General features: G+C 48.5%; 26 protein-coding genes. 7 read left to right on the forward strand and 19 right to left on the reverse strand.

Going from position 1 to position 23,177, the window contains the following annotated elements; all coding sequences use genetic code 11:
- Positions 1–52: 52 nt before the first annotated feature.
- Both EXG77_RS11205 and EXG77_RS11210 read right to left on the reverse strand, forming a co-directional pair.
- Complete coding sequence (locus EXG77_RS11205; RefSeq protein ID WP_035398233.1) at positions 53–472, reverse strand: hypothetical protein; 420 nt, start codon at positions 470–472, stop codon at positions 53–55.
- The gene (locus EXG77_RS11210) at positions 472–2,589 is read right to left on the reverse strand and encodes a DNA topoisomerase III (protein ID WP_035398234.1); all 2,118 of its coding nucleotides are present in this window, start codon (positions 2,587–2,589) and stop codon (positions 472–474) included. Before EXG77_RS11210 ends, EXG77_RS11205 begins: the two co-directional genes overlap by 1 nt.
- Positions 2,590–2,633: 44 nt before the next feature.
- On the opposite strand from EXG77_RS11210, the gene EXG77_RS11215 reads away from it, so the two are divergent.
- Complete coding sequence (locus tag EXG77_RS11215; protein ID WP_023467639.1) at positions 2,634–3,530, forward strand: DMT family transporter; 897 nt, start codon at positions 2,634–2,636, stop codon at positions 3,528–3,530.
- A 253-nt stretch (positions 3,531–3,783) separates the two neighbouring features.
- On the opposite strand, the gene EXG77_RS11220 is transcribed toward EXG77_RS11215, so the two are convergent.
- Positions 3,784–5,244, reverse strand: coding sequence for an MDR family MFS transporter (locus tag EXG77_RS11220; protein WP_035398237.1), 1,461 nt, complete (start codon positions 5,242–5,244; stop codon positions 3,784–3,786).
- 145 nt (positions 5,245–5,389) lie between these two features.
- Between EXG77_RS11220 and EXG77_RS11225 the strand changes: the two genes are divergently transcribed.
- The gene (locus tag EXG77_RS11225; protein WP_023467637.1) at positions 5,390–6,205 is read left to right on the forward strand and encodes an SDR family oxidoreductase; all 816 of its coding nucleotides are present in this window, start codon (positions 5,390–5,392) and stop codon (positions 6,203–6,205) included.
- A gap of 43 nt (positions 6,206–6,248) precedes the next feature.
- On the opposite strand, the gene EXG77_RS11230 is transcribed toward EXG77_RS11225, so the two are convergent.
- Genes EXG77_RS11230 through rnz form a run of 7 tightly spaced genes read right to left on the reverse strand, consistent with a single transcriptional unit; the run spans position 6,249 to position 11,000 of the window.
- A complete protein-coding gene (locus EXG77_RS11230; RefSeq protein WP_023467636.1) occupies positions 6,249–6,620 on the reverse strand; it encodes a hypothetical protein in 372 nt (123 codons plus the stop codon).
- 27 nt (positions 6,621–6,647) lie between these two features.
- Positions 6,648–7,211 (reverse strand): hypothetical protein, encoded by a 564-nt coding sequence (locus EXG77_RS11235; protein WP_035398239.1) that lies wholly within the window; start codon positions 7,209–7,211, stop codon positions 6,648–6,650.
- Complete coding sequence (locus EXG77_RS11240; protein ID WP_238987948.1) at positions 7,208–8,161, reverse strand: ABC transporter ATP-binding protein; 954 nt, start codon at positions 8,159–8,161, stop codon at positions 7,208–7,210. Before EXG77_RS11240 ends, EXG77_RS11235 begins: the two co-directional genes overlap by 4 nt.
- The gene (locus tag EXG77_RS11245; RefSeq protein ID WP_035398241.1) at positions 8,097–8,816 is read right to left on the reverse strand and encodes a hypothetical protein; all 720 of its coding nucleotides are present in this window, start codon (positions 8,814–8,816) and stop codon (positions 8,097–8,099) included. The genes EXG77_RS11240 and EXG77_RS11245 overlap by 65 nt, the downstream gene beginning before the upstream one ends.
- Positions 8,794–9,198 carry a DUF4430 domain-containing protein gene (locus EXG77_RS11250; RefSeq protein ID WP_023467632.1) on the reverse strand — a complete coding sequence of 135 codons (405 nt, stop codon included), beginning with the start codon at positions 9,196–9,198 and terminating at the stop codon, positions 8,794–8,796. Before EXG77_RS11250 ends, EXG77_RS11245 begins: the two co-directional genes overlap by 23 nt.
- Positions 9,195–10,091, reverse strand: a complete 897-nt coding sequence (locus EXG77_RS11255; protein ID WP_023467631.1) for a hypothetical protein — start codon at positions 10,089–10,091, stop codon at positions 9,195–9,197. The genes EXG77_RS11250 and EXG77_RS11255 overlap by 4 nt, the downstream gene beginning before the upstream one ends.
- A gap of 3 nt (positions 10,092–10,094) precedes the next feature.
- On the reverse strand, positions 10,095–11,000 hold the full coding sequence (gene rnz / locus EXG77_RS11260) for a ribonuclease Z (RefSeq protein WP_023467630.1): 906 nt from the start codon (positions 10,998–11,000) through the stop codon (positions 10,095–10,097).
- 108 nt (positions 11,001–11,108) lie between these two features.
- Here rnz and EXG77_RS11265 point away from each other — a divergent pair, with 108 nt between their 5' ends.
- Positions 11,109–11,288, forward strand: coding sequence for a hypothetical protein (locus tag EXG77_RS11265; protein WP_023467629.1), 180 nt, complete (start codon positions 11,109–11,111; stop codon positions 11,286–11,288).
- A 62-nt stretch (positions 11,289–11,350) separates the two neighbouring features.
- Here the strand turns inward: EXG77_RS11265 and EXG77_RS11270 are convergent, their stop codons facing one another.
- Positions 11,351–12,475, reverse strand: coding sequence for a M20/M25/M40 family metallo-hydrolase (locus tag EXG77_RS11270; RefSeq protein WP_023467628.1), 1,125 nt, complete (start codon positions 12,473–12,475; stop codon positions 11,351–11,353).
- 229 nt (positions 12,476–12,704) lie between these two features.
- Entirely contained in the window at positions 12,705–13,658 is a 954-nt protein-coding gene (locus EXG77_RS11275) for an aromatic acid exporter family protein (protein ID WP_023467626.1), read from the reverse strand.
- 85 nt (positions 13,659–13,743) lie between these two features.
- Here EXG77_RS11275 and EXG77_RS11280 point away from each other — a divergent pair, with 85 nt between their 5' ends.
- From EXG77_RS11280 to EXG77_RS11295, 4 genes are all read left to right on the forward strand, one after another.
- Positions 13,744–14,820 carry an N-acetylglucosaminidase gene (locus tag EXG77_RS11280; RefSeq protein ID WP_035398243.1) on the forward strand — a complete coding sequence of 359 codons (1,077 nt, stop codon included), beginning with the start codon at positions 13,744–13,746 and terminating at the stop codon, positions 14,818–14,820.
- A gap of 57 nt (positions 14,821–14,877) precedes the next feature.
- Positions 14,878–15,813 (forward strand): manganese-dependent inorganic pyrophosphatase, encoded by a 936-nt coding sequence (locus tag EXG77_RS11285; protein ID WP_023467624.1) that lies wholly within the window; start codon positions 14,878–14,880, stop codon positions 15,811–15,813.
- An 85-nt stretch (positions 15,814–15,898) separates the two neighbouring features.
- The gene (gene fadH, locus EXG77_RS11290) at positions 15,899–16,663 is read left to right on the forward strand and encodes a 2,4-dienoyl-CoA reductase (RefSeq protein ID WP_035398246.1); all 765 of its coding nucleotides are present in this window, start codon (positions 15,899–15,901) and stop codon (positions 16,661–16,663) included.
- Between the two features lie 290 nt (positions 16,664–16,953).
- A complete protein-coding gene (locus EXG77_RS11295) occupies positions 16,954–17,667 on the forward strand; it encodes a ZIP family metal transporter (protein ID WP_035398248.1) in 714 nt (237 codons plus the stop codon).
- 80 nt (positions 17,668–17,747) lie between these two features.
- Here the strand turns inward: EXG77_RS11295 and EXG77_RS11300 are convergent, their stop codons facing one another.
- The 7 genes from EXG77_RS11300 to EXG77_RS11330 all read right to left on the reverse strand — a co-directional run bounded on the left by EXG77_RS11300 (position 17,748) and on the right by EXG77_RS11330 (position 23,113).
- The gene (locus EXG77_RS11300; RefSeq protein ID WP_035398249.1) at positions 17,748–18,374 is read right to left on the reverse strand and encodes an HD domain-containing protein; all 627 of its coding nucleotides are present in this window, start codon (positions 18,372–18,374) and stop codon (positions 17,748–17,750) included.
- Entirely contained in the window at positions 18,356–18,892 is a 537-nt protein-coding gene (locus EXG77_RS11305) for a GNAT family N-acetyltransferase (protein WP_035398252.1), read from the reverse strand. Before EXG77_RS11305 ends, EXG77_RS11300 begins: the two co-directional genes overlap by 19 nt.
- Positions 18,893–18,957: 65 nt before the next feature.
- Positions 18,958–19,680, reverse strand: a complete 723-nt coding sequence (locus EXG77_RS11310; RefSeq protein ID WP_035398695.1) for an amino acid ABC transporter ATP-binding protein — start codon at positions 19,678–19,680, stop codon at positions 18,958–18,960.
- A 13-nt stretch (positions 19,681–19,693) separates the two neighbouring features.
- Positions 19,694–20,353 (reverse strand): amino acid ABC transporter permease, encoded by a 660-nt coding sequence (locus EXG77_RS11315; protein ID WP_035398698.1) that lies wholly within the window; start codon positions 20,351–20,353, stop codon positions 19,694–19,696.
- A gap of 57 nt (positions 20,354–20,410) precedes the next feature.
- Positions 20,411–21,184 carry a transporter substrate-binding domain-containing protein gene (locus EXG77_RS11320; RefSeq protein WP_029341130.1) on the reverse strand — a complete coding sequence of 258 codons (774 nt, stop codon included), beginning with the start codon at positions 21,182–21,184 and terminating at the stop codon, positions 20,411–20,413.
- 288 nt (positions 21,185–21,472) lie between these two features.
- Positions 21,473–21,898 carry a BrxA/BrxB family bacilliredoxin gene (locus EXG77_RS11325; protein WP_023467616.1) on the reverse strand — a complete coding sequence of 142 codons (426 nt, stop codon included), beginning with the start codon at positions 21,896–21,898 and terminating at the stop codon, positions 21,473–21,475.
- Between the two features lie 30 nt (positions 21,899–21,928).
- Positions 21,929–23,113 carry an SAM-dependent methyltransferase gene (locus EXG77_RS11330; RefSeq protein ID WP_023467615.1) on the reverse strand — a complete coding sequence of 395 codons (1,185 nt, stop codon included), beginning with the start codon at positions 23,111–23,113 and terminating at the stop codon, positions 21,929–21,931.
- Between the last annotated feature and the right edge of the window lie 64 nt (positions 23,114–23,177).

The raw sequence follows: 23,177 nt of genomic DNA on the forward strand, positions 1-23,177 counted from the left end.
TAGAATGATGACGATCACTTATCCTACGTCATCCTCTTCAAGGAAGTTTCACTTAGTTAGGTAGTTTTTGTAAGTCAGCTTGGAACCAGTCTTCAACGAAGAAGCGTTCCTTCTCCGTCTCGATTTGATACGAATACAATACTTCGAAGTCGCCCTCCGTCAACATCGGTAACGTCAATTCGCGCACGAGTTGGCGTAACTCTTCCGTCAGCTCAGCTTCGTAGCGGATGAATCCATCTTCCCGGTGCTCGACTTCCGTCAAGTACGGAAGTAGGATGTGTTTTCCGAATGATTGTGGATCATCGATCACTTCCGCAGTCACACCAAACAGTTCTTCTGCTTCTTCGACCAGTCCTTCTGCCGACTGTACCTCAATGTGGTCCGGAAACCAGACCGTCAAGCGGCGCCCTTCTTGTAACAGTCGCTCAAAGACAGGACGAAACGTTTGATTTTGAATCAGTTCGTATTGCATCAGTCTTCCCCTTTCGTGAATTCGAATTTTAATTGATCACGTTCGAGATAGAGCATCGCCTTAAACTGGCGCGCATTCTTTTTCATCTCGAGTGGCTTTGTTTTTTGACCCGCTAGTACTTTTTTGACTTCCGTTTGCGTCAGTCGGGCACCAAGGATCGTTTTCGGTAACGTAAAGCCACAGTTGTTCTTTTGATAGCCACTGCAGCCATAGAACTTCCCACGATCAAGCACTGCTGATTGACACAGCGGGCACGGACCGACCGGACGATTCGTTGCACCCCGCGGGGACTTGCTTTTGACTTGTGTCGGATCAACGGCGAGTTGTTCAATTCGTTGTTTGGCATCGACGACGAGATGCTCCGACAATTTTTTCGCCTGTTCAATGAACTGGGCAGCAGATGCCTCCCCTTTACCGATTTGCTCGAGACGGCTCTCCCACTTCGCTGTCATCTCTGGCGAAGCAAGAATACTCCCCGTCACGGCATCAATCAAGATCCGACCTTTTGGCGTCGGATGAATCTCTTTTTTGACGAGTTTGATGTATTCCCGTCGTTTTAGTCCATCGATGATCCCGGCACGAGTTGCTTCCGTCCCGAGTCCCTCGACTTCCTTCATGATCGCTTGCAGATCGTCTTCAAGCAACTTACCAGCTGTTTTCATACCGAGGATGAGCGTCCCTTCCGTATAGCGTTTCGGCGGCTCCGTTTGTTTCTCGAGCAGTCGACAGCCTTTGATCGGCATCTCTTGTCCTTGTTCGACGGCTGGCAATTCGACTTCTTTTGACTCGATTTGTAAGACCTGTTTAAAGCCCGGATCAATCGTCCGACTGCCGCGTGTTAAAAAACGGTCCATCTCACGCATCGTCACGATTTCCGTTTTCTCCGAGACAGCGTCCGGTGCAAAGGCAGCAAGAAAACGGCGAACGATTAAGTCGTAGACTTGCGCATCTCGTCCGGAGAGCTTCGCGACGGCACCCGCTTCTTCTGTTGGAATGATCGCATAGTGATCGCTGACCTTTGCCGGATTGACGTAGCGCTTATCGTTAACCGGATTGTTCGTCAGGACATCCTTGATTGGACTATATTCCGCTTGCTTCAGTAACCGATCAAGAATGACCGGGAACTGTCCTGCCTCCTCTTTCGTCACGAAGGAAGAGTCCGTTCGCGGATAACTGATCCAACCACGGATATAGAGTTTTTGCGCGATATCGAGCGTCTCTTTTGCACCGAGACCAAACCGTCGGCTCGCTTCTGTTTGTAAGAGTGACAAACTGAACCAAAACGGTGGTCGTTCCGTCTGCCGCTTTTTCTCGATTGATGCGACGACTCCGGTTCCTTTCGTCCGATCCACGATCGCTTGTGCCTGGTCCCGGTCACTCAGTTTCGTCTGTTTCTTCGCATTGATGTATTTTCCTTTGTATTGCGTAAAATCCGCCTCGACTTCGTAGTACGTCTCCGGTCGAAAATTCTCGATCTGTTTTTCCCGTTCGACGATCAGTGCAAGCGTCGGTGTCTGGACCCGTCCGAGGGAAAAGACGTCGGCGATGCCCTTCTTCTTCAGTAACGTCGTATACGCACGGGACGCATTCATCCCGATCAACCAATCGGCACAAGCGCGACTCATCGCCTCGTGAAAAATGTTCTCCGTTTCCTTGCCATCGAGCAGGTTCGCAAAACCATGGTCAACGGCTTGAGGCGTCAGACTCGAAATCCAGAGTCGTTGCAACGGTTTTGCGTTGTTCGCGAGACGTAAGATCAATCGGACGATTGCCTCTCCCTCTCGCTCGGCATCCGATGCTATAATGATGGAAGTCGTCGTCCGCTCATTCAATAATTTCTTGATGACCTGGTATGGTTTACTCTTGCCTTTTGCCAGTCGGTAATCAAATCGTTCCGGGATGATCGGCAGATGATCGTAGTTCCATCGTTTCCATTTGGCGTCATAATGCGCTGGCTCCTGCAGTTCACATAAGTGTCCGACCGCATAAGCGAGTTTTGCTCCTTGCGGAAACCGGTCACATGGTTTGATTTCAATGTAGCCGTCCCGCTTCACCGATGGATACGGAGCTGCCAGTTTTTCCGCTTGTTTTGGTTTTTCAGCAATGATCAATTGCACACGCTTCACCCTCATTTCCTTACTTCAGACATGTGGAGGTACCCATGCCCTATTTTACGTTATTCATGGCTTTATTCTTTATTTCAACATCGGCAATCTTCGTCAAGTGGGCGGAGACACCGATCGAGGCTGTCGCCTTTTACCGCATGTTGTTCTCGACCTTGTTGTTGCTCCCGCTCATTCGATTGAAGGAACTGTTGCAACTCAGTTCGTCAACGATCCGGCATATGCTATTAAGTGGCATTTTGCTCGCCGGGCATTTTTGGCTGTGGTTCCTCTCTCTTGATTATACGACAGTTGCGAGCTCGACGCTCTTCGTGACCGCGAGTCCGATTTTTGTCCTTGCCGGTAACGCGTTATTCTTCAAACAACACCCGTCACGCAAGGCACTCCTGTTCGTTGCTGTCGCCCTATTTGGTGGCGGTCTCGTCGCTTACGGAGATATCGCCGTCGGCATGCGTGCCTTGATCGGGGACGGTCTTGCCTTGCTCGCAACGATTTTAGTCGCTGGTTACTGGTTGCTCGGTCAACATGTTCGCACGAGCGTCTCGACGAACCTCTATTCGTTCGGTGTCTACGCTGTCGCGTCGCTCGTCTTGCTTTTGTTATCGTTGATTCAATCGACGAATCTCGTCGCTGCGTTCCAACAGGATTGGTGGCTGTATATTCTTCTTGCCGTCTTCCCGACGTTACTCGGTCACAATTTATTCAACTGGGCGCTCGCTCGTGTCAGTGCCAGCATCGTCAGCATCACGATCCTTGGCGAAGCGGTTTGGGGGATGATCTTCGGATACTATCTGTTCGATGAGAAGCTGACATGGATTCAAATCACCGGTGCCGCTTTACTATTGATCGGAATTGGATTGTTCCTCCGACGCAACGAACGCGATATTCGCGAACAACTTGCCCAACGTGAGAGTGCCACTAGTCAATCCTCCTAATGACAAGGGGCTGACTCAAAAGTCAGTCTCTACAAAGATAAGGGTGGCAGAATGATGATCTGCCATCCTTATCTCGTAACAAAAAGAATGACGCGTCACACGCCACTCCTACAGGAACAAGCGCATTTATGCGCTGTCAGAGACGAACAAGACCCGCTTTCCTGCTTCAACGAAGCAGGAAAGCGGGCTTGTGTCTCGCCTGAGGAAAGGGCGTGAAAAGACGCGTCATTCTTTTTTTGAGTCAGCCCCTTCATTACGATCGTGGATCGTCAGGTCGAACTTTCGGTAAACGCCATGTCATCGCGAACGCAAGAATCGCACAAAGAACGCCACCGATGAAGACGTAACGTAATCCATGTGATAACGCGATTTCTGCCGCATACTGCACATCCTGTCCGAACGTTTTTGCCGTACTCGATTGGAAAAATGGATCAATCGCGTACCCTGAGAGCGTGTCCGACGCTGAAAACGAACGAAGGATGGATAGGTTGAAGATCGTACCGAAGATCGCAACACCGAGCGTCTGTCCCGTCGTACTCAAGAACGAGTTGACGGCCGTCGCTGAGCCACGAAGTGACCAATCGACGGAAGTCTGCAGGACGACCATGAAGACGGGTTGTGAGAGACCAAAACCAATTCCAATCAGCGAAACGGCAAGATAGATGAAAACATCACTTGATTCGCGCGTGATCAACGATAAAATCACTGTACCGACGATCAGCAGTCCCATTCCTGTCATCGTCCGATACCGGGGTGAGGCGGCACCAATCGTCCGTCCACCGATAATGGCGGTCAGCGTCCAAAAAAGCGACAGTGGCATCAACATGAAACCAGCTTCGGTCGGACTCTTGCCGAGTACCCCTTGGGCAAAAATCGGAATATACGCTGACATCGAGACGAGTACCCAGGCGGAAAAGAAGACCGCTAAGTTGATCACGAGAATGACCGGATGGCGAATGACTGCTGGTGGTAAGAGTGGATCGTTCGCCTTCTTCTCGACCCGATAGAACGTGAACAATAAAACGAAACTAATGAAAAAGCTGGCTAGAATGATTGGACGCAAGAACGTCTCCGATTCACTCCCCGACAATAAGCCGTACAGAAACGCACTCATCCCGAGCGCAAACAATAACGCGCCCCGGTAATCGATTTTCCGCTCTGTTTCACGGACCGTCTCTTTGTAGTAAACGACGATCATGAAGAACGACAATAAGGCAAACGGTACGTTTAGTAAGAAAATATACCGCCACGAAAGCGATTCGACGAGGAACCCACCGACGAGTGGTCCAGCGACACCAGAGATCCCCCACACGGCACTGAGCACTCCTTGGATTTTCCCTCGTTCCTCATATGTATACAAATCACCGATGATCGTCATCGCGATCGGTAATACAGCTCCTGCCCCGATACCTTGGACGGCACGGAAAACGATCAACATCTCCATCGATTGAGCGAGTCCACAGGCTAACGAAGCGACGGTGAAGACGCCGATCCCGAATAACAGAACCCGTTTTCGACCATATAAATCTGCCATCTTTCCGTAAATCGGTGTTGATACCGCCATGAACAACAAGAATCCAGCAAAGATCCAACTGACTAATTTCGCCCCGTTCAATTCACTCGCCATGACAGGTGTTGCTGTTGCAACGATCGTCCCCTCGATCGCGGCTAAAAACGTCGCGAGCAACAAGGCGACGGTTACTTTTTTCCTCATCTGTTCCACTTCCCCTCTACTGTTCTATCATACTGGTTGGACCAGTGATAAGAAAAGTAAATGCTTACGAAACAGGATTCGCGGGAACGGTATGGAATGGTATACACTAGACTCAGATTCACGATTTCGAATGGAGGAATGTCCTATGTTACGAAAAACGGCACTGATTACCGGTGCATCGGGTGGAATCGGACTGGATCTCGCTGTCCTCGCGGCGCGAGATGGCTTCGATTGTGTACTCGTTGCCCGCAATGAGAAAAAATTGAAGGAGCTTCAACAGGTCCTTGAAAAACGCTATCAGATCAAAGTCTATGTATTCGCTGCTGATTTATCACTAAGCGACAGCGTTGATCGTCTCGTGCAATACTTAGAGGAACAAGAATTGACAGTCGATCTATTGTTCAATAACGCCGGCTTCGCCACGTCAGGACGCTTTGCGGAAATCGATCCAACAGAAGACATTAACTCGATCCAGGTCAACGTCGTCGCCTTGACGGATTTGACGAAACGTCTCTTACCAGGAATGGTTGAACGTGGCTTCGGACGCATCCTGAATGTCGCGTCGGTCGCTGCCTTCATGCCAGGACCTTACATGAGTGTCTACTACGCAACGAAAGCCTATGTCCTGTCGTTCTCGGAAGCACTTGCGACAGAAGTCGACGGCTCGGGTGTCAGTGTGACTTGTCTCTGCCCGGGACCGACCGATACGAACTTCTTCGACCGGGCGAACATCACGCTACCATTCAAGAGTATGCCGTCACACCTCGTTGCCTTCGCCGGGTACCGTGGCATGCTCAAAGGACGCCGCGTCGTCGTTCCAGGTGCAAGCAACCGCGCCATGGTTTCCTTGTCTCGTCTCTTGCCACGCCGTCTCCTGACAGAAGTGACAGGTCGAATTCAAGATCCTGCTCGCCAACAAGAATCCTCGACAGAAGAAGAACTCCTGTACGCGAATTCATGAAAAAAACGGAAGGACCAGATAGCTGGTTCTTCCGTTTTTGTATTTATGCCTCATGATGACGAAAACGCCGCGTCGCATAACGTTTGACGCGATCAAAGGTCGTCGTATAGCGATACAGATAACGAATGACGAGCGCACCCGTGATCGAGACGATGTAGCCCGTCGATAAGACGAGTAACCAGGAGACAATCGCGAGGAACCATGAACTCTCGAATCGTAAATGTTGCCAAAGTAATCCTTCTGATGAGGTAATGAGCATGGCGCTTGGGAAGATGGCGGCAGCAAGTAAGTAACAAGCAGCGTAACGTCCTCTAATCGTACCTTTCATCAACAGAATACTGCCAAACACTAAGCCGACACTTGAGACGATGAGCAACATGACGACATAAGCAAGCGAAATCGACGATCCCAGCATATGCCTTCCCTCCTGTTCGGTATGTTACTATTCTGTACCCCTCTTTTCATCGAATGAATGCATAATTCGTAAAAAAATCGGAAACAATATCCAAATGAATATCGCGTTACTAAATCCGTGAAGCATATCAAACGTTCCCCCGGCTACAAGCAGTGTCAAAAAAGCTTGCCACGAGAATCCGGTCAATACCAAGAACCCGAGATTGCTCACCCATCCATATAAGAAACCAGCGAGAAATCCATACCCAGTCAATACGATCCGGTAACGAAGAAACGGAACGAATCCTAGACTGGCAATTGTTGCATACGCCAGCGCCTGAAAGAGGACGAACGGACCGCTTCCGAGAAACAAACTCGTTAACACGACGACAAGCATCCCAGAAATGGCTCCGACGATCGGATGGATGAAGACGGATACTAACAAGACAAGTGCCGTTGCCGGCTGGACATTCGGCAAACTGGAGAACAACAATCGTCCGACGATTGCCGCTGCCGTGATGATGGCGATGAACCGTAATCGTTGATCCGTCATCTGGAGTCTCTCGAACATGATCAAGAACAAACAAATGATCAGAACCGTTGCGACGATCATACGAACAACCGACTTTCTTGTAAAAAGTTCTTCGTCGGTCCATCGAAAGCAACTTCTCCGTGTACGAGATAAATGATCCGCTGTGCTGCCCGAATGAGAACTGGATCATGTGTCGCCATGACGATCAGATTCGCCGGATTCTTCTTCCACGATGCGACGAAAGCCATTCGTGCGCTGTCATCAAGTCCAGCCGTCGGTTCATCAAAGTAATAGCTGTCTTTACTCCAATCGATACCGTCCAAGAGACGTTTTTTTTGCGTCGTAAAACTACCGCTTCGATCGTCTAATGGCGCAAGCATCGGATGCGCTGGTATATAATGCGTCTCCCCCGACCGCCGAACTTTTCCGTATAGCGGTCGCTCGACACCGAGCGCGAGCCGTAGTAACGTCGATTTCCCACTACCATTCGCACCGATGATCGCAATGCGTTCACCTTGATGAAACGACAATTTTGCTGTCACGAGTGCATAGCGTGTCTGTAACGGATAACGGTGTTGGACGTTTTCGATCCGATTCAGGACACGACCTGTCAGTTCAGTGGCGCGACTTGTGATCGCCAAGTCGGATTGTATCGTCATCGAGCAATGGATCTGACAACCAAACCGTCGTTCGATTTCTTCAAGCAATCCCATCAATCGCTTTCTCCTGACATGATCAAGAAAGAGAAACGGTTCCGACAAGAACAAGCTCTTTGGTGACGAAGACAACGCATGACCGAGACCGACGAGCTGTTGTTCTCCAGATGAGAGTTCACTCGATTCCGCTTCAAAAAAAGCTTCTAGCCCAAGCAAGGTCGCGAGTTCTCCTGCCCGAAACAAGGAATCCGTCGCCAGAAGATCTCGGACACGTCCATGAAGCAACCGCTCCGGTGTCAATACCGGTTGTTCATGTTCGCTCGCCTGTTGACGTAGTCGCTCTTCGCGATCGGTGTCGGTATACATGATAGGCATCCCGGATTCCCCCTTTTGTAAATAATAGCGCTATAGGCAAAATCATCGCCGGAATGATTGCCCATGGTGTCAGACAAAGAGCCAGTCCTGTCGCAAGCAATAAACCTATCTGAACATCACGTCGTGTGATCGGTCTTAAGCGAGACGGCACCGCTTCGATCGGTACGATATGATAGGCGGCCATCCGCTCCAGTCGAACAGCAAGCGACGTATCCGGATGACTCATCTTGACTTCGGGCCAAGTGCGTAAGAAAGACGGAATCAGCGCCAGCACCATCCCCGTCAATCGTGTCAATCGAGGTAAGAAACGAAACAACGGTCCCATCTGATCGAGTCGAACCAACGTAAAAATCCATTGACTCGACGTGATGAATAGCGTCACTTGGACCGTCGTTTCATAAATCGCTACTGTGTCAATGCTTGCACCATAAAGAAGCGGGACACACATCATGACCGCATAAAGAGCCGGGAGGACTAAATAGCGAAACACAGTCCGTTCTTGAACGAATAAAAACAAGAGCAGATGATAGACGACGATCACTGATTGATCATGTGTGAGGACGAACGGAATCGTAATCATCCCGATGAAAAAGAGAGCGACGTTCACTGGGTGAAGTCGCTCCCGTTCTGGCTTACTCAAAATAAGCCATTGCATCTTTTTCAAATCGCCATTCGAGACGATCTCCTTTTTTCAGTTCATAACTTCCGGCACCGACTTCGCCTGGTTTGCCATTGACTCCGAAGACCCAGCCACTACCTGCTCCAGCTGATTTCTCTCGAATCCCATCGACTGCCGTGACATATGCCATCTCACCTTTACCTGTTTTGACGACATCGAGCGTCGTATCTTCCAGTGCATCCAGTGCTGTATCGTTTTCGTTCAAGCATACGTCTTTATTAAACAACGTCTTATCCTTGACGTGATCCACGACCGATACCTTGACTTCCGCCTCACAAGAAGCTGTTTGTTGTTCCTCTTTTGCTTCTGCGCAACCGGCAAGTAACACGATACTTGCAGCAAATAACCATTTTTTCATCGTACGACTCCTTTTCGCCTTGATGTCTCAAAGCTGTAATTATATAACAGAATAGTTTTATCGCGTAAGGATTGACCGTCAGAACGATAATAGGTCAGACGGACCGCATTCGCTAAGACATCGTCCCCTGTATTGACGTACGGAATCAGTTTTCCTTCGTCATCAATCAAGAAGACCGTTGCATCCTGTAGACTAAACGTTTCATAGAGCCCATCGAGATCCATCTCGACATAGGGTGTTTTGGAATCATGTAAAATCTCATGAATCGAAAGCTTTCGCAACGTCTCAAACGATTGATTCGCATCAATCAGTTTCTGGTAATACGACGTCAACGATTTTGTCGTCAACTCTTCACGCGGTCGATAGGAAATCGTTCCCGTCAGCTCCTGATAACTCACATCGTAACGAATGAAACGTTTCGGTGTTTCGACGAGCATCTCAAACGAGGCGTTCCTGAGATTCCCGCCCCGATCGAACATCAACTGACTTTGTTCCATCCGCAGCCCCTCTTCACCGACACGTCGTTCGATTTGAGAAAGGAAATTGTCGAATGAGTCATCCGTGATCGTCACGCGACCAATCTGTTGTGTCTCTTCCCGCAACATCCCACCATCAAACGGACCGAGAAAGAGTTGGAACAGGAAGAATAAGAACCCAAAGAGTGCCATATACCGTTTATAACGCGAGTTCTTTTTCGGATGCAGGACAATCAGGAAAATGATGATGCCGAGCGGTAACTGAATATCATAGACTGGAAATGACACAGCCCCGAGACACGCATAAAAAACGAACTTCATGTACAAGTATTTTTCTTTTTCCGTCCGACGTTCGAGCAAAAAACCTAATCCGCTAGCAGCCAGTAAAAAGAGTGCCCATAGAATGAGAAAGTCCATCGTCTATCCTTTGACCGGGACGACCCGGTGATCAAACATGAGATGGCTGTTCGCGAATACTTCTCGCGCCTCTTGTTCCAGTACTTCCTCTTGATCGACATAACGAGCGGAAACGTGCGTCAATAGAAGCTTTTTCGCTTGTGCCGTTTCTGCAATGACAGCTGCCTGTCGAGCGGTCGAGTGACCGAAGCGTCCCGCATGTTCGATTTCCCGATCGGCAAACGTCGCTTCATGGACTAATACATCAACGTCTCGCGCCAGTTCGACCGAGGCCGCGCACGGCATCGTATCGCCAAGAACGGCTAGCTTGACACCCGGTTTGGGTGACTCTAAAAAATCGGACGATGGATAGACCGTGCCTTCGAATTCGAAAGTTTCTTCCAGTGTGATTCGGCGATAGATCGGACCGGATGGCACGCCTAGTGCCTTCAGTGCATCCACACGCAAAGCACCCCGCTCTTCTGGCCCTTCTAGTCGGTACCCGAACGCCGGGAAGCGATGTTCAAGCGACCGCGCCGTCACGCGGAATCCATCCTGGTCATAGGTTTGACCGTCTTCGACTTCAACAATCCGGAGTGGATAGCGTAGATATGTTCCTGTGATGCGTAATGTCGCGTCCATCCATTCTTTGATCCCGGTCGGTCCATAGATCGTTAGCGGTGTCGTGCCTTCCAGCGCTGCTCTTGTACTAATGAATCCTGGTAACCCAAAGATATGATCCCCGTGTAAATGGGTGATGAAGATCGCGTTGACTTTCCGTGGTTTGATCGGACTGTGTAAGATTTGATGTTGCGTCGCCTCTCCACAATCGAACAACCAGGTCATTTTGGGGTGTAACAAGGCAATCGATGTGACGTTTCGTTGTTTCGACGGCATACCGGCTCCTGTCCCTAAAAAATAAAATTCCATCTTTTTCCCCTTTTCGTAAAATTAGCATTTTTTATACACAAAATACACCTTTCTTCTGTTGAAGCATGGTAAACTGTACCTATTCAGATTTGGAAGGTGGTTTTTTCCATGACTAAGATTGAACGGACCTATGCCCGCATCGTCCGGGAAGCCCGCAAACTGAACGAGAGTTATCGGCAAAAATACGGAAAGTCGATTCAAATCGATGAAATCGCTTCGACCTTATTATGTACAGAAGAACTCGTTCTAGAGTCTATGGAATATGTTGATCGTCCTCAAGTAGTTTAATCGTACAATGATAAAGAGTGTACCGCAATGTTGCGGTACACTCTTTTTTGTGTTTCATCAGCTTATTTGTTCGTGATGTAATCAACTAGCGTCACGCAAAGTTCCGCTGTTTTGACGAGTTCTTCGATTGGCATCTTCTCATTCGTCGTGTGGATATCTTCATATCCGACAGCCAAGTTGACCGTTGGGATACCAAAACCAGCAATGACGTTGGCATCTGATCCGCCACCAGAATGTAAGAGGCGTGGCGTGCGTCCGAGTTGTGTGATCGCTGCTTTCGCGACTTCGACGACTTGATCTCCATCCTCGAACTTGAAGCCCGGGTACATGACTTTGACTTCGACTTCAGCACGACCACCAAGCTCTGCTGCTGCTTCTTCGAACGCCGCTTTCATCTTCTCTGTCTGTGCCTCCATCTTCGGAGCGACGAGTGACCGTGCTTCCGCGAAGATTTCTACATAATCACAAACGATGTTCGTTGATGGACCACCACCGCTGAACCGTCCGATGTTCGCTGTCGTCTCTTCATCAATCCGACCGAGCGGCATTTTCGCGATCGCTTTCGAAGCAATCGTAATCGCCGAGACACCTTTTTCCGGTGCTACACCAGCGTGAGCTGTTTTCCCGAAAATCTTCGCATTGACTTTTGCTTGTGTTGGAGCAGCCGTGATGATGTCTCCGACTTTTCCATCTGAATCAAGGGCAAAACCATAATCGGCATCGATTTTTGATGGGTCAAGCACCATCGCACCGACGAGCCCAGATTCTTCACCGACTGTGATGACGAACTGAATTTTTCCGTGCGGTTGTTTCGTTTCATTCAATACATGCACGAGTTCGATCAGAGATGCGAGACCTGTTTTATCATCTGCCCCAAGAATCGTTGTGCCGTCCGTCTTGACGTAACCGTCCTCGATGATTGGTTTAATGCCTTGCCCCGGGAATACCGTATCCATATGGGAAGTGAAATAAATTTTATCGACGCCTTCTTTTGTTGCCGGAAGCGTGACGATTAAATTGTTTCCTTTATGTTCCGTCTTGGACGAAGCGTCATCCTCGAACACCTCACATCCGAGATCCTCGAACGTTTTTTTCAAGTGAGCACAAATGCGTGCCTCCTCTTTTGATTCCGAATCGATCTGGACAAGTTCTAAAAACGTATCTAATACACGTTGTTCATTGACCATGACAAAACCCTCCTCTTAATATGTTTCAATCCATTAGCGCTTTTTTAGTATACCATCCCCATCGTCATTTGCACTTCTGAAAGGTTGTTTGTACAATGGCATTAATCAGTTGATGTAAGAGAGGAGTAGTGGATATGGCAAAACCATCGAAACAACAACGCATCATCAAATGGACGACGATCGGGATTTTAGCAATCTTCCTGATCGGTACGTTCGCTTCGACGATGTTTTATTTCTTTTGATTGACGTAACGTTGTTTTAAACGTAAATACTGCTCCGCTTCTTGTAACATATGCAGTAAGGCAGAGCGGACCTCGAACTCTTCCCGCGTGACGGGTAAGGCAGAGGCACGAAAACGTGTCAATAATGCCTCTAGTTCTGAAATGTACACCATTGCGTCGGCTTCAGGTCGGACATTGTCACCAATCGTCCGAAAGAAGTCGGCGACTTTTTTTCCTTCTTCGACGACGAGGACCAGTTCCTCGGCATGATGGACGATACCGCGCAGTAACTCGAATTGTTGTTCGCGCATCCGGAAGTAGGCATAATCTTCGTCATCGTTCCGACGACCGATCGCGTTTCCCATCCGTTTTAAGGCGGCATCCTTCCCTTCACGTAACAGACGTTCTGTCTCGTCAAGCGTCAACGCATGATGATTGACCCGCCCTGTCTCGATCGCAGCCGCGACTTCAAAAAATAAGGCGGCGATCCGTTGATCAATCTTTTCTCGGCGGTCGTCAATCAACAAATCGAGACTTGGCATGTACATGTTGACAAGTAATCCGACACCAACACCAATGCCAAGCAATAAGGATTCGTTCAATAAGATGTGCGCGTTGAGCTGACGTTCCGTATACAAATGTGTCAGAATGACGACACTCGTGATGAAACCGTCCTGAAGTCGGAGGCGTTGAACGGATGGAAGGAATAAAATGAAATAGATCAATAACGTCACCGGACGATAGCCGATGACCTCGAATAGAATGAATCCAAGCACGATGGCAAGTAATGATGCCATGATGCGTTCGTAAGAAGACCGGAACGTCTTCTTTCGTGTCGACTGGATGCTCAAGATGGCGATGATGGCAGCGAAGACGTAATAGTCGAGCTTGAGTTGTTCTGCGATCCACATCGCGAGCGCAGCAGCGACCGCTGTCTTCAGCGTGCGATAACCAATTTGCAACAGGTTCACCCCCTTTTGTTTTTCTTTGTTAGACTACCTACGTTGGACAGGAATGTCCATTGCTTTTTAAAGGACGTGATTTACTTTGACGACACGCACTATCCGCCCCGGTCGCCCCGTGCGCCGGACCGGTTCGATAAAAGGATTACTTTTTTTCTTCCTCATCGGAGTTCTCTTGTTCTTTTGGCTCCGCGAGGAACCGAAGACCGTCTTAACCCCACCTGCGCCTTATTCGGCTGAGCGCTATGAGAAAGGTAAAATCAACGAGCAAGACTTCCAGACGTTCGCCGAGGCGAAGGAATATGCGGGTCAGAGTGGTGCGGTGAAACGTTCATCGGACGACCGCTATGTCTACCTCGGTGGACCAGGTACTGGGATCGTCGACGATCGTGGTATCCTTTCAATTCATCGTGACCCTGATTTAAAGAAACGGCTCACGTACGTCGCTTCCGGCTCACGTGTCCAGTTGCTTGAATTCGGGGAACAGACAAGTCGTGTCAGCATCGCCGGCGTGACGGGTCATGTCCCAACGGACCGCTTACGCCCATTCCCCGCAGAACGTGTCTCGAATGCATCGTATTACCAGACGAAAGGTGATCGTCTCCTTCACTACATCGTCGCGGACAGCGGACTTGGTGGACTGATCGTTGCCGGCGAAGCAACGAAAACGACGCCTCGGACGAGCAAATATGTTGAATCGAAGACATTAACACGTGATTTGACGAAACCGACGCGTCTCAGTGCCAAACAACTCGATGCGTTCATCAAGGAGCAAGCTCCGGACAGCCCCTTGATCGGTAAAGGAAAAGTCTTTAAGTCCGTTGAAAAGAAATACCGTGTCAACGCGGCTTATCTGCTTGCACATGCGATTCACGAATCCGATTATGGACGGTCTGAGATTGCCCGCGAGAAAAATAACTTGTTCGGCGTCAATGCGACCGATTCCGCACCGGGAGAAGATGCGACCGTCTATAAATCCTTGACGGACTCGATCGAGCAGACCGGTCGATTCATCGCAAAGGATTATCTCGATCGGGATGGACGTTATTTCCGTGGGGCGTACCTTGGGAACAAACAAAAAGGCATGAACGTCTTTTACGCGTCAGACCCCTTCTGGAGTGAAAAAATCGCTGGTATCATGGTGAAAATGAACGCTTTCTAAATCGGAGATATGATACACTATAGGGCGAGACAACAATCATTGAGGAGTGAACACGTCATGGAAAAAGTTTTAGTATTTGGTCACAAAAATCCTGATACCGATACAATCACATCGGCAATCGCTTATGCAGAATTAAAGAAAGCACTCGGTGTCAATGCCGAAGCCATCCGCCTCGGTGAAATGAATGATGAAACGTTATTCGCACTCGATACGTTCAAAGTTTCAGCACCACGTCTCGTGACAGAAGTCGCGACGGAAGCATCACACGTCATTTTAGTCGACCACAACGAACGTCAACAAAGTGCGAACGATATCGATGCGGTTACGGTAACAGAAGTCATCGACCATCACCGGATCGCAAACTTCGAGACATCAGACCCTGTTTACTACCGGGCAGAACCAGTCGGCTGTACAGCAACGATCCTGAACAAACTCTACAAAGAGCATGGTGTTGCCATCAAACCAGAAATCGCTGGGTTGATGTTATCAGCGATCATTTCTGACTCGCTCCTATTCAAATCGCCGACTTGCACGGAGCAAGATATCATCGCAGCACGTGAACTCGCAGAAATCGCTGGTGTCGATGCGAACGTCTACGGTCTTGAGATGCTCAAAGCTGGAGCTGATCTCTCGAAAAAATCCGTTCCTGAATTGATCTCACTTGATGCAAAAGAATTCACGATGGGAACACTCAAAGTCGAAATCGCTCAAGTCAACACGGTCGATACAGCTGAAGTCTTACTTCGCCAAGAAGAACTCGAAACAGCAATCAACGAAGTCATCCTTGCAAAAGGACTTGATCTGTTCGTCTTCATCGTCACGGATATCTTGACAAACAACTCTGTTGGACTCGTCCTCGGGAAAGAAGCGAATCTCGTTGAGCGTGCTTACGGTCTTGAAGCAACGAACAACCTTGTTTACCTCGAAGGTGTCGTTTCACGTAAGAAACAAGTCGTTCCTGTCTTAACAGATACGGCTCTTGCAACACAATAAGTCAGAAAAAGAAGGAGTTCGCTCCTTCTTTTTTGAATAAAGAATATGAATGGCTGTTCATTCATTACATAAAGGAGGAAGCAATATGACACAAACGATCATGGTGACGGGTGGAACGAACGGAATGGGGAAAGCGATGGCGCTCGCCTTAAAGGAAGCCGGCTGGAACGTCGTCGTTACAGGACGCGACGCGGAACGCTTGCGACTCATGGATGAAGCATTGGGTCAGATTCAAGGTGAACATCTGACGATTCAGATGGATGTCCGTGATGCTGACGCTTGTCTGGCTGCTGTCAATCAAGCACGCGAACGGTTCGGTCGTCTTGAGGCATTGATCAACAATGCTGCCGGGAACTTCATCTGTCCGACCGACGAGTTATCACCAAATGGATGGAAGACGGTCATCGATATCGTCCTCAATGGGACATTCAACTGCTGTCACGCTCTTGTCAAAGGATGGCAGGAAGATCAAGTCGTTGGCGGACAAATCGTCAACATCGTTGCGTCTTATGCGTGGCAGGCTGGCGCTGGTGTCGCTCCGAGTGCTGCTGCGAAAGCCGGTGTCCTGAACTTGACGCGGACGCTTGCCGTCGAATGGGGCTATAAATATCAAGCCCGTGTCAACGCGATCAGTCCAGGTCCGATCGAACGGACAGGTGGTGCTGACAAACTTGCTTTATCACCGGAACACGCGGAACGAATTCGTCGCAACGTCCCGCTCGGTCGATTCGGTACACCGGAAGAGATCGCAACGCTTGCAGCGTGGATGGTGTCAGATCAAGCCCGCTACTTGAACGGAGAATGTATCGCTCTTGACGGTGGTCATTGGTTAAATAAACAACCATTCTAATGATTGAGATGTAATGACTTAAGAAGTCGGTCTCCACAAAGATAAGAATGACACGCTTCACGCAACTCCTACAGGAAAAAGCGCATCTTTGCGCTGTCAGAGACGAACAAGACCCGCTTTCCTGCTTGAAAGAAGCAGGAAAACTGGCCTGTGTCTCGCCTGTGGAAAAGGCGTTCGTCATTCTTTTTTTGAGTCAGCCCCTTGCATTCGTCTCGAACTATTTTTCTTCCTTTTCGCTATGTTTATGAATTATCTAGAACAGGTAGAAAGGACAAGAAGGAGGCGATCGTATGTGGGAAGCGTTCGGTTGGGGAGCGCTAGCAGGTGGGGCCGTTGTCATCGGTGCCCTATTCGGGCTGTACTTACCCTTAAAGCAACGCCTGATTGGTTATATCATGTCGTTTGGTACTGGCATCTTGATTGGAGCAGCGACGTTCGAGTTACTCGATGAAGCATTAAAGAAGTCAACGACGCTCGTCGTCGCGATCTCCTTCATCGTCGGCGCACTCGTATTTACGGGCTTTGACTTATTCATTTCGTCACGCGGTGCGAGTAAACGGAAACGCTCATCTGGTGGGAACGAAGGCACGGGAACAGCGATTTTCTTCGGGACGATTCTTGATGCCATCCCGGAATCAATCATGATCGGTGCCAGTCTGTTATCCGGAAATGTCAGCGCGGCACTCGTCGCGGCCATTTTTGTCAGCAACATCCCGGAAGGTTTATCGAGTACGACCGGTTTGCGAAAAGATGGATTCTCGAAGAACAAAGTATTGCTGATGTGGGGAGTCGTCTGGTTGATCTCCGCCCTCGCCTCACTCGCCGGCTACACGATTCTCGCAGAACTACCGGACATGCAATTCGCCATGATCGGTGGCTTCGCAAGCGGTGGGATCATCGCGATGCTCGCCTCGACGATGATGCCGGAAGCCCACGAGGAAGGCGGCGCGATCGTTGGTCTGTTCGCAGCACTTGGGTTAATTACTGCCATCATCCTTAGTTAATGACAAAAACAATGCACGTTTTCCGCAAGCTTAATCGGAAACGCGCATTGTTTTTTTGAAGTGATTTTGAAAACAAGTATTCAACTGTATATAGTGCCATCCCACTCTTGCTTGAACCGATCAACGAACTCTTCCATATAGCGATGCCGCTCCTCTGCTAAATGAAGTGCCGTTTTCGTATTCATTAAATCTTTTAGTCGGAATAACTTCTCTTCAAAATGATTCAGGGCACTCGTCTCTCCCTTTCGGTCACCTGGCTCTCGTGGCGCTAGTCCAGGCACATGCATCGGCTCCCCGAATCGACCAGCGAACTGAAACGTTCGGGCAATTCCAATCGCACCGATGGCATCGAGGCGATCGGCATCCTGGACGATTTGCCCTTCGACCGTCCGCATCGGTGGACGTGTGCCGTCTTTAAACGAAAGACTCATGATGATGTCTAGAATCTGTTCTTGTTCTTCCTCTGTCACCTTTCCTTGCAAAAAGGATGCGACCATCTCTGCCGTTCCTCCGAGTTTGCTATCTGCTACGTCATGAAGTAAGGCCGCCAGTTCGATGATTTTGACGTTCCCGCCTTCCTGTTTGGCAATATGTAAGGCTAAGCGGCGAACTCGTTCGATGTGAGCATAATCATGACCTGAAAAGTCCGTCGCGTGAAACGACCGGACGAACGCTTCCGTTTCTTGAATCATTGTCGTCCCCTCCATTCCGGTTCGAGTAATCCGTACAGTAACATATCATGTCGCTCTCCGTCTCGTCGTAAAAAGGCTCGGTATCTTCCTTCCTGAACGAACCCGAGTCGTTCGTACAGTTGAACCGCACGTGTATTATACTCAAAGACCGTCAATTGAATCCGGTACAGATTCAGTTCGAAGAAGGCGTATTCGAGGATTGTCTGTAGCGCATCCGTTGCATACCCTTGCCCTTCACAATCCGGATCGATGCCGATCATCAGCCATGCCGTTCCATGTGTCGGTAAAATATCTTCTAATGCGACCACCCCAATCATCCGTTCATCTTCGAAGTTACGAATCGCAAACCGAAACGTCTCCGGAGCATCCGTCGCCATCATCTGTTCAATCTTTTCCTTCGATAAGTGACGATATGGCGTCGCACTGAAATGGCGAGCAAACGTTGCATCGTCAAGCAGCCGTTGCATCACTTCGGTATCTTCCGATTGAAAACGCGTCAGACGAGTATGATGACCTTCAAGCAATTTTTTCATTCTTATCCCCCCTCTATACAAAAAACCGAAAAACGCTAACCCTCTTCAGAGTTAGCGTGCTGTGCTCATAAAACTTTTTCGAGGAACTTTTTCGCCCGGTCCGTCTTCGGATTGTCAAAGAGTTCGACCGGTGAACCTTCTTCCATCAGAATCCCCTCGTCGAGGAACAAGACACGATCTGCAACCTCTTTTGCAAAGCCCATCTCGTGTGTCACGATGACCATCGTCATCCCACTTTCCGCCAGTTGCTTCATGACGTCAAGGACTTCATTGACCATCTCTGGGTCAAGCGCTGACGTAGGTTCATCAAACAACATGACGTTCGGTTCCATCGCGAGTGCACGTGCGATCGCGACCCGTTGTTTTTGTCCACCTGACAACTGGTTCGGATAATTATCGCGTTTTTCGGCTAAACCAACGCGATCTAGTAGCGTCTCTGCCCGCTTGACTGCCTCGTCCTTCGAGATACCGAGGACGTTGATCGGTGCGTACGTCAAGTTATCAAGAACAGACTTATGTGGGAACAAGTTAAATTGTTGGAACACCATTCCGATGTTCTGACGTGCTTTCGAGATGTTCGCTTTGGGTTTCGTCAGTTCAAAACCATCGACGATGATCGTTCCACTCGTTGGTTGCTCCAGTAAGTTGATACACCGTAGAAATGTTGATTTACCGGATCCCGACGGTCCAATGACAGCGACGACTTCACCGCGTGTAACCGTCGTCGAGATACCTTTTAATACTTCTAATTTTCCGAATTGCTTATGCAAATCGGTGACTTGGATCATAGGTTCCATCTGATTACCCACTCTTTCTCATAGCTTTTTCGACTTGTTGGCCTATCAAGCTCAATCCCATGACGAGAACAAAATATACGAATCCGGCAAACAACAACGGTTCGAAATAAATCGCCTTTTCTCCTCCAACGATTTGTGCACGACGCATGACATCGAGAACACCGACCGTCGAGACGAGTGCCGATTCCTTCGTCAACGTGATCAATTCGTTCATGATCGCTGGAAGGATATTTTTAAAGGCTTGCGGCAAAATGATCGAACGGAGTTGTTTGAAATACGAAATACCAAGCGCATCTGCAGCTTCCCACTGCCCACGATCAACGGCTTGAATCCCGGCCCGAATGATTTCCGAGATGTACGCTCCGGAGTTCAAGGAGAAGGCGATGATTGCCGATTGGTATCCTGTCGTGACATACCCTGTCAACTGTGGTAATCCGAAGTGGACGATCGCCAGTTGCAAAATCAATGGGGTTCCCCGGAAGATCGCCGTATACGTATGACCAATGAAACGGATGAAACGGCTCTTCGTGATTTTCAGTGCCGCGACGACGATTCCGATCAGCATCCCGGCAATGGCCGCCACGATGACGACTTGGAAAAGGACCGGAATCCCCTCAAGAATATATGGAATTGAATCTTGAATCTTTGTAAAGTCTATCATAATCAATCTCCTAACGTCGCACAAAAGGGATGAGGTTACCCCCACCCCCATGCACTTGACTTATTTTGCTTCTTTTTGGAACCATTCTTCTGCCAATTTATCGATTTCACCACTGTCAATCATCTTCTTCAACTCTTTGTTGAAATCGTCACGCATCTTGTCACCTTTTTTGAAGGCGATCGCTGATCCAGCTGGACCATCTTCTTCAATCTGGTACGTTTTCAGGGATGCATCTTGATCCATGTATTTGACGGCAACTGCATCCTCGATGATGAGGGCATCGATCCGACCTGTATTCAATTCTTGAATGATTTCTGGGATTTTGTTTAAAGGAACCGCTTCGCTATCTTTGAAGCGATCTTTTGCGAGTCCCTCTTGGATGGATCCAAGCTGGACACCGATTTTTTTGCCTTTGAGTTCGTCTTCCGAACTGATGGCTTTATCCTTCGTCATGACCAAGTTTTTTGATTCGAAGTAGATGTCCGTGAAGTCAGCGTTTTTCTTCCGCTCTTCTGTCGGTGTCATGCCCGCCATGACGAAGTCGACACGACCTGAGCTGAGGGCACCAAGTAGGCTACCGAATTCCATGTCTTCGATTTTTAAGTCATATCCGAGATTTTTCGTGACTTCTTTGGCGATCGCAACGTCGAACCCGACGATGTCCTCTCCTTTTTTCGTATCGATGTATTCAAATGGGAAGTAATCCGCTGACGTTCCCATCGTCAATACTTTATCGCTTTTGCTTGATCCACCTGTTGATTCTTCCGACGCGCCACATGCTGCCATCGTGACTGCCAGAATGCCTGCCATTGCCGTTGCTAATAATTTTTTCATTCGAGTTTTCCCCTTCCAACGCTCAATTGTCAGAACTTTAACAATAGTATGACTTATGTGTATGTCCAATTCAATACCGAAAAGCCTGACCTGTTCTATTGCTTTTAGGATATACGAATATTTATTCACTGTAAAGCATAAATATATAAATTTTTTTGACTTTCTATTCATAAATCATGCATAAATGACTTTTTATACAATTTTGCAAACGCTTTCAATTTTAAAATTTATTATGTTAATCTCATGAATGTGCAAAAAAAAGACTCCTTTATCAGGAGCCTTCTTTGCTTATGCGTAGATTTCAATCAATGATTCAAGTTTCTCGACGACCTCTTCCGCCGTGAACGATTCGATGTCGAAGCGCTCGACCATCGAGAGGATGTTTCCATCTTGCATTAATGCAAATGATGGAGATGAAGGTGGGTAACCTTCGAAGTATTCACGCGCACGGTCTGTCGCTTCGCGATCTTGTCCAGCGAATACCGTGACGAAATGATCGGGCTTGATACCCTCTTTCCGATTAACGTACGCTGCAGCAGGACGGGCGATCCCGCCAGCACATCCACACACCGAATTGACAAGGACAAGTGTTAGCCCTTCGCGTTTCATTGCTTCATCCACGCTCTCTGGCGTCGTTAATTCTTCAAATCCAGCAGCTTGCGCTTCTTTGCGGGCTGTTTGGACGACATCTTCAAAATACATTTGGAAATCCATCGTATTGCCTCCTTTGATTCGTTCTCCTTCTTATTGTACGAGTTTCGGTGAAATCTGTCCAAGTCTGCCGCTTAATTCAGTTTCTAAAAATGGTCGGGCATGCAACAAATCACGGAACGCGATGTAACGATCGATTTTCTCTTCCGTTGGTCGCTTGTTTTGTTTGTATGCTCGAATCAAGATGTTCTTCGGTGTGTGCTCGAGATCAATGAATTCGAGAAGTTGCGCTTCATATCCGACCAGTGTTAGCAACTCAGCACGAATCGAATCTGTCGCCAGTGATGCGAATTTTTCTTTGATCAGTCCGTGCTGGAGCATGACATCGAGTGGCGAACAGTCCAGTTGACGGTTCAATTCCTTTTGACAGCACGGTACGCTCAGGATGACTGATGCATTCCAGTCGACAGCTCGTGCGAGTGCGACGTCCGTCGCGACATCACAAGCGTGAAGTGTCACCATCAGGTCGACTTCCGTCTCCCCTGTGTAATCATGAACGTCCCCGACGCGGAATGTCAGATCGGTATAATCCAGATCACGCGCAATTTGCGTACATTCTTCGATGACTTCTTTCTTTAAATCAAGACCTGTCACTTCGAGGTCGAATCCTTTGACGACTTTTAGATAATGATAGAGAGCGAACGTCAAATACGACTTCCCGCATCCGAAGTCCAAGATCCGGAGTTTTTTTCCTTTTGGCAAGGCAGCAATGCTATCCTCAACGAATTCAAGAAAGCGATTGATTTGTTTAAACTTATCGTACTTCTGTTTTTTGACTTGACCCGCTTCCGTCATGACGCCTAAGCGAATCAGAAACGGAACCGGCACACCGTCTTCTAATAGATAGGTTTTTTTCCGGTCATGCGACAAGAGAGCTTTCATCGGCTCCTTTTTGGATGTCTTGATCGCGACTTTCATCTTTTTCGAGAGCTGGAATTGCCATTCTTCTTCTTCAAAACGGAATAAGAATTGACGAAATTCCGTGAACCAGTCATCGAGTCGTCCGACGAAATCGTCAATTAAAATATTTTCATGCTTCATAACGCGTTCAAATTGAAACTCTACCTGCATCATCACCGTATCTCTTAATAGAATCGGTTTTACCTTGATTCGTCGGAGATCATTTGATTTTTGACGCGGATTACTTATCGTTGCATGGATCAGTGTTCCTTGCGTGATTTGCGAGGCAAGACTCGCTTTTAATTCATGTAGTTCCACTAGTCGTCCCGTCCTTTTCTGATGTTCTTTCGAAACTGTAGCAAATTCGTACCTGTTCGACAAG

This window comes from Exiguobacterium sp. OS-77, assembly GCF_000414195.2.
GTDB classification, from domain to species: domain Bacteria; phylum Bacillota; class Bacilli; order Exiguobacteriales; family Exiguobacteriaceae; genus Exiguobacterium_A; species Exiguobacterium_A indicum.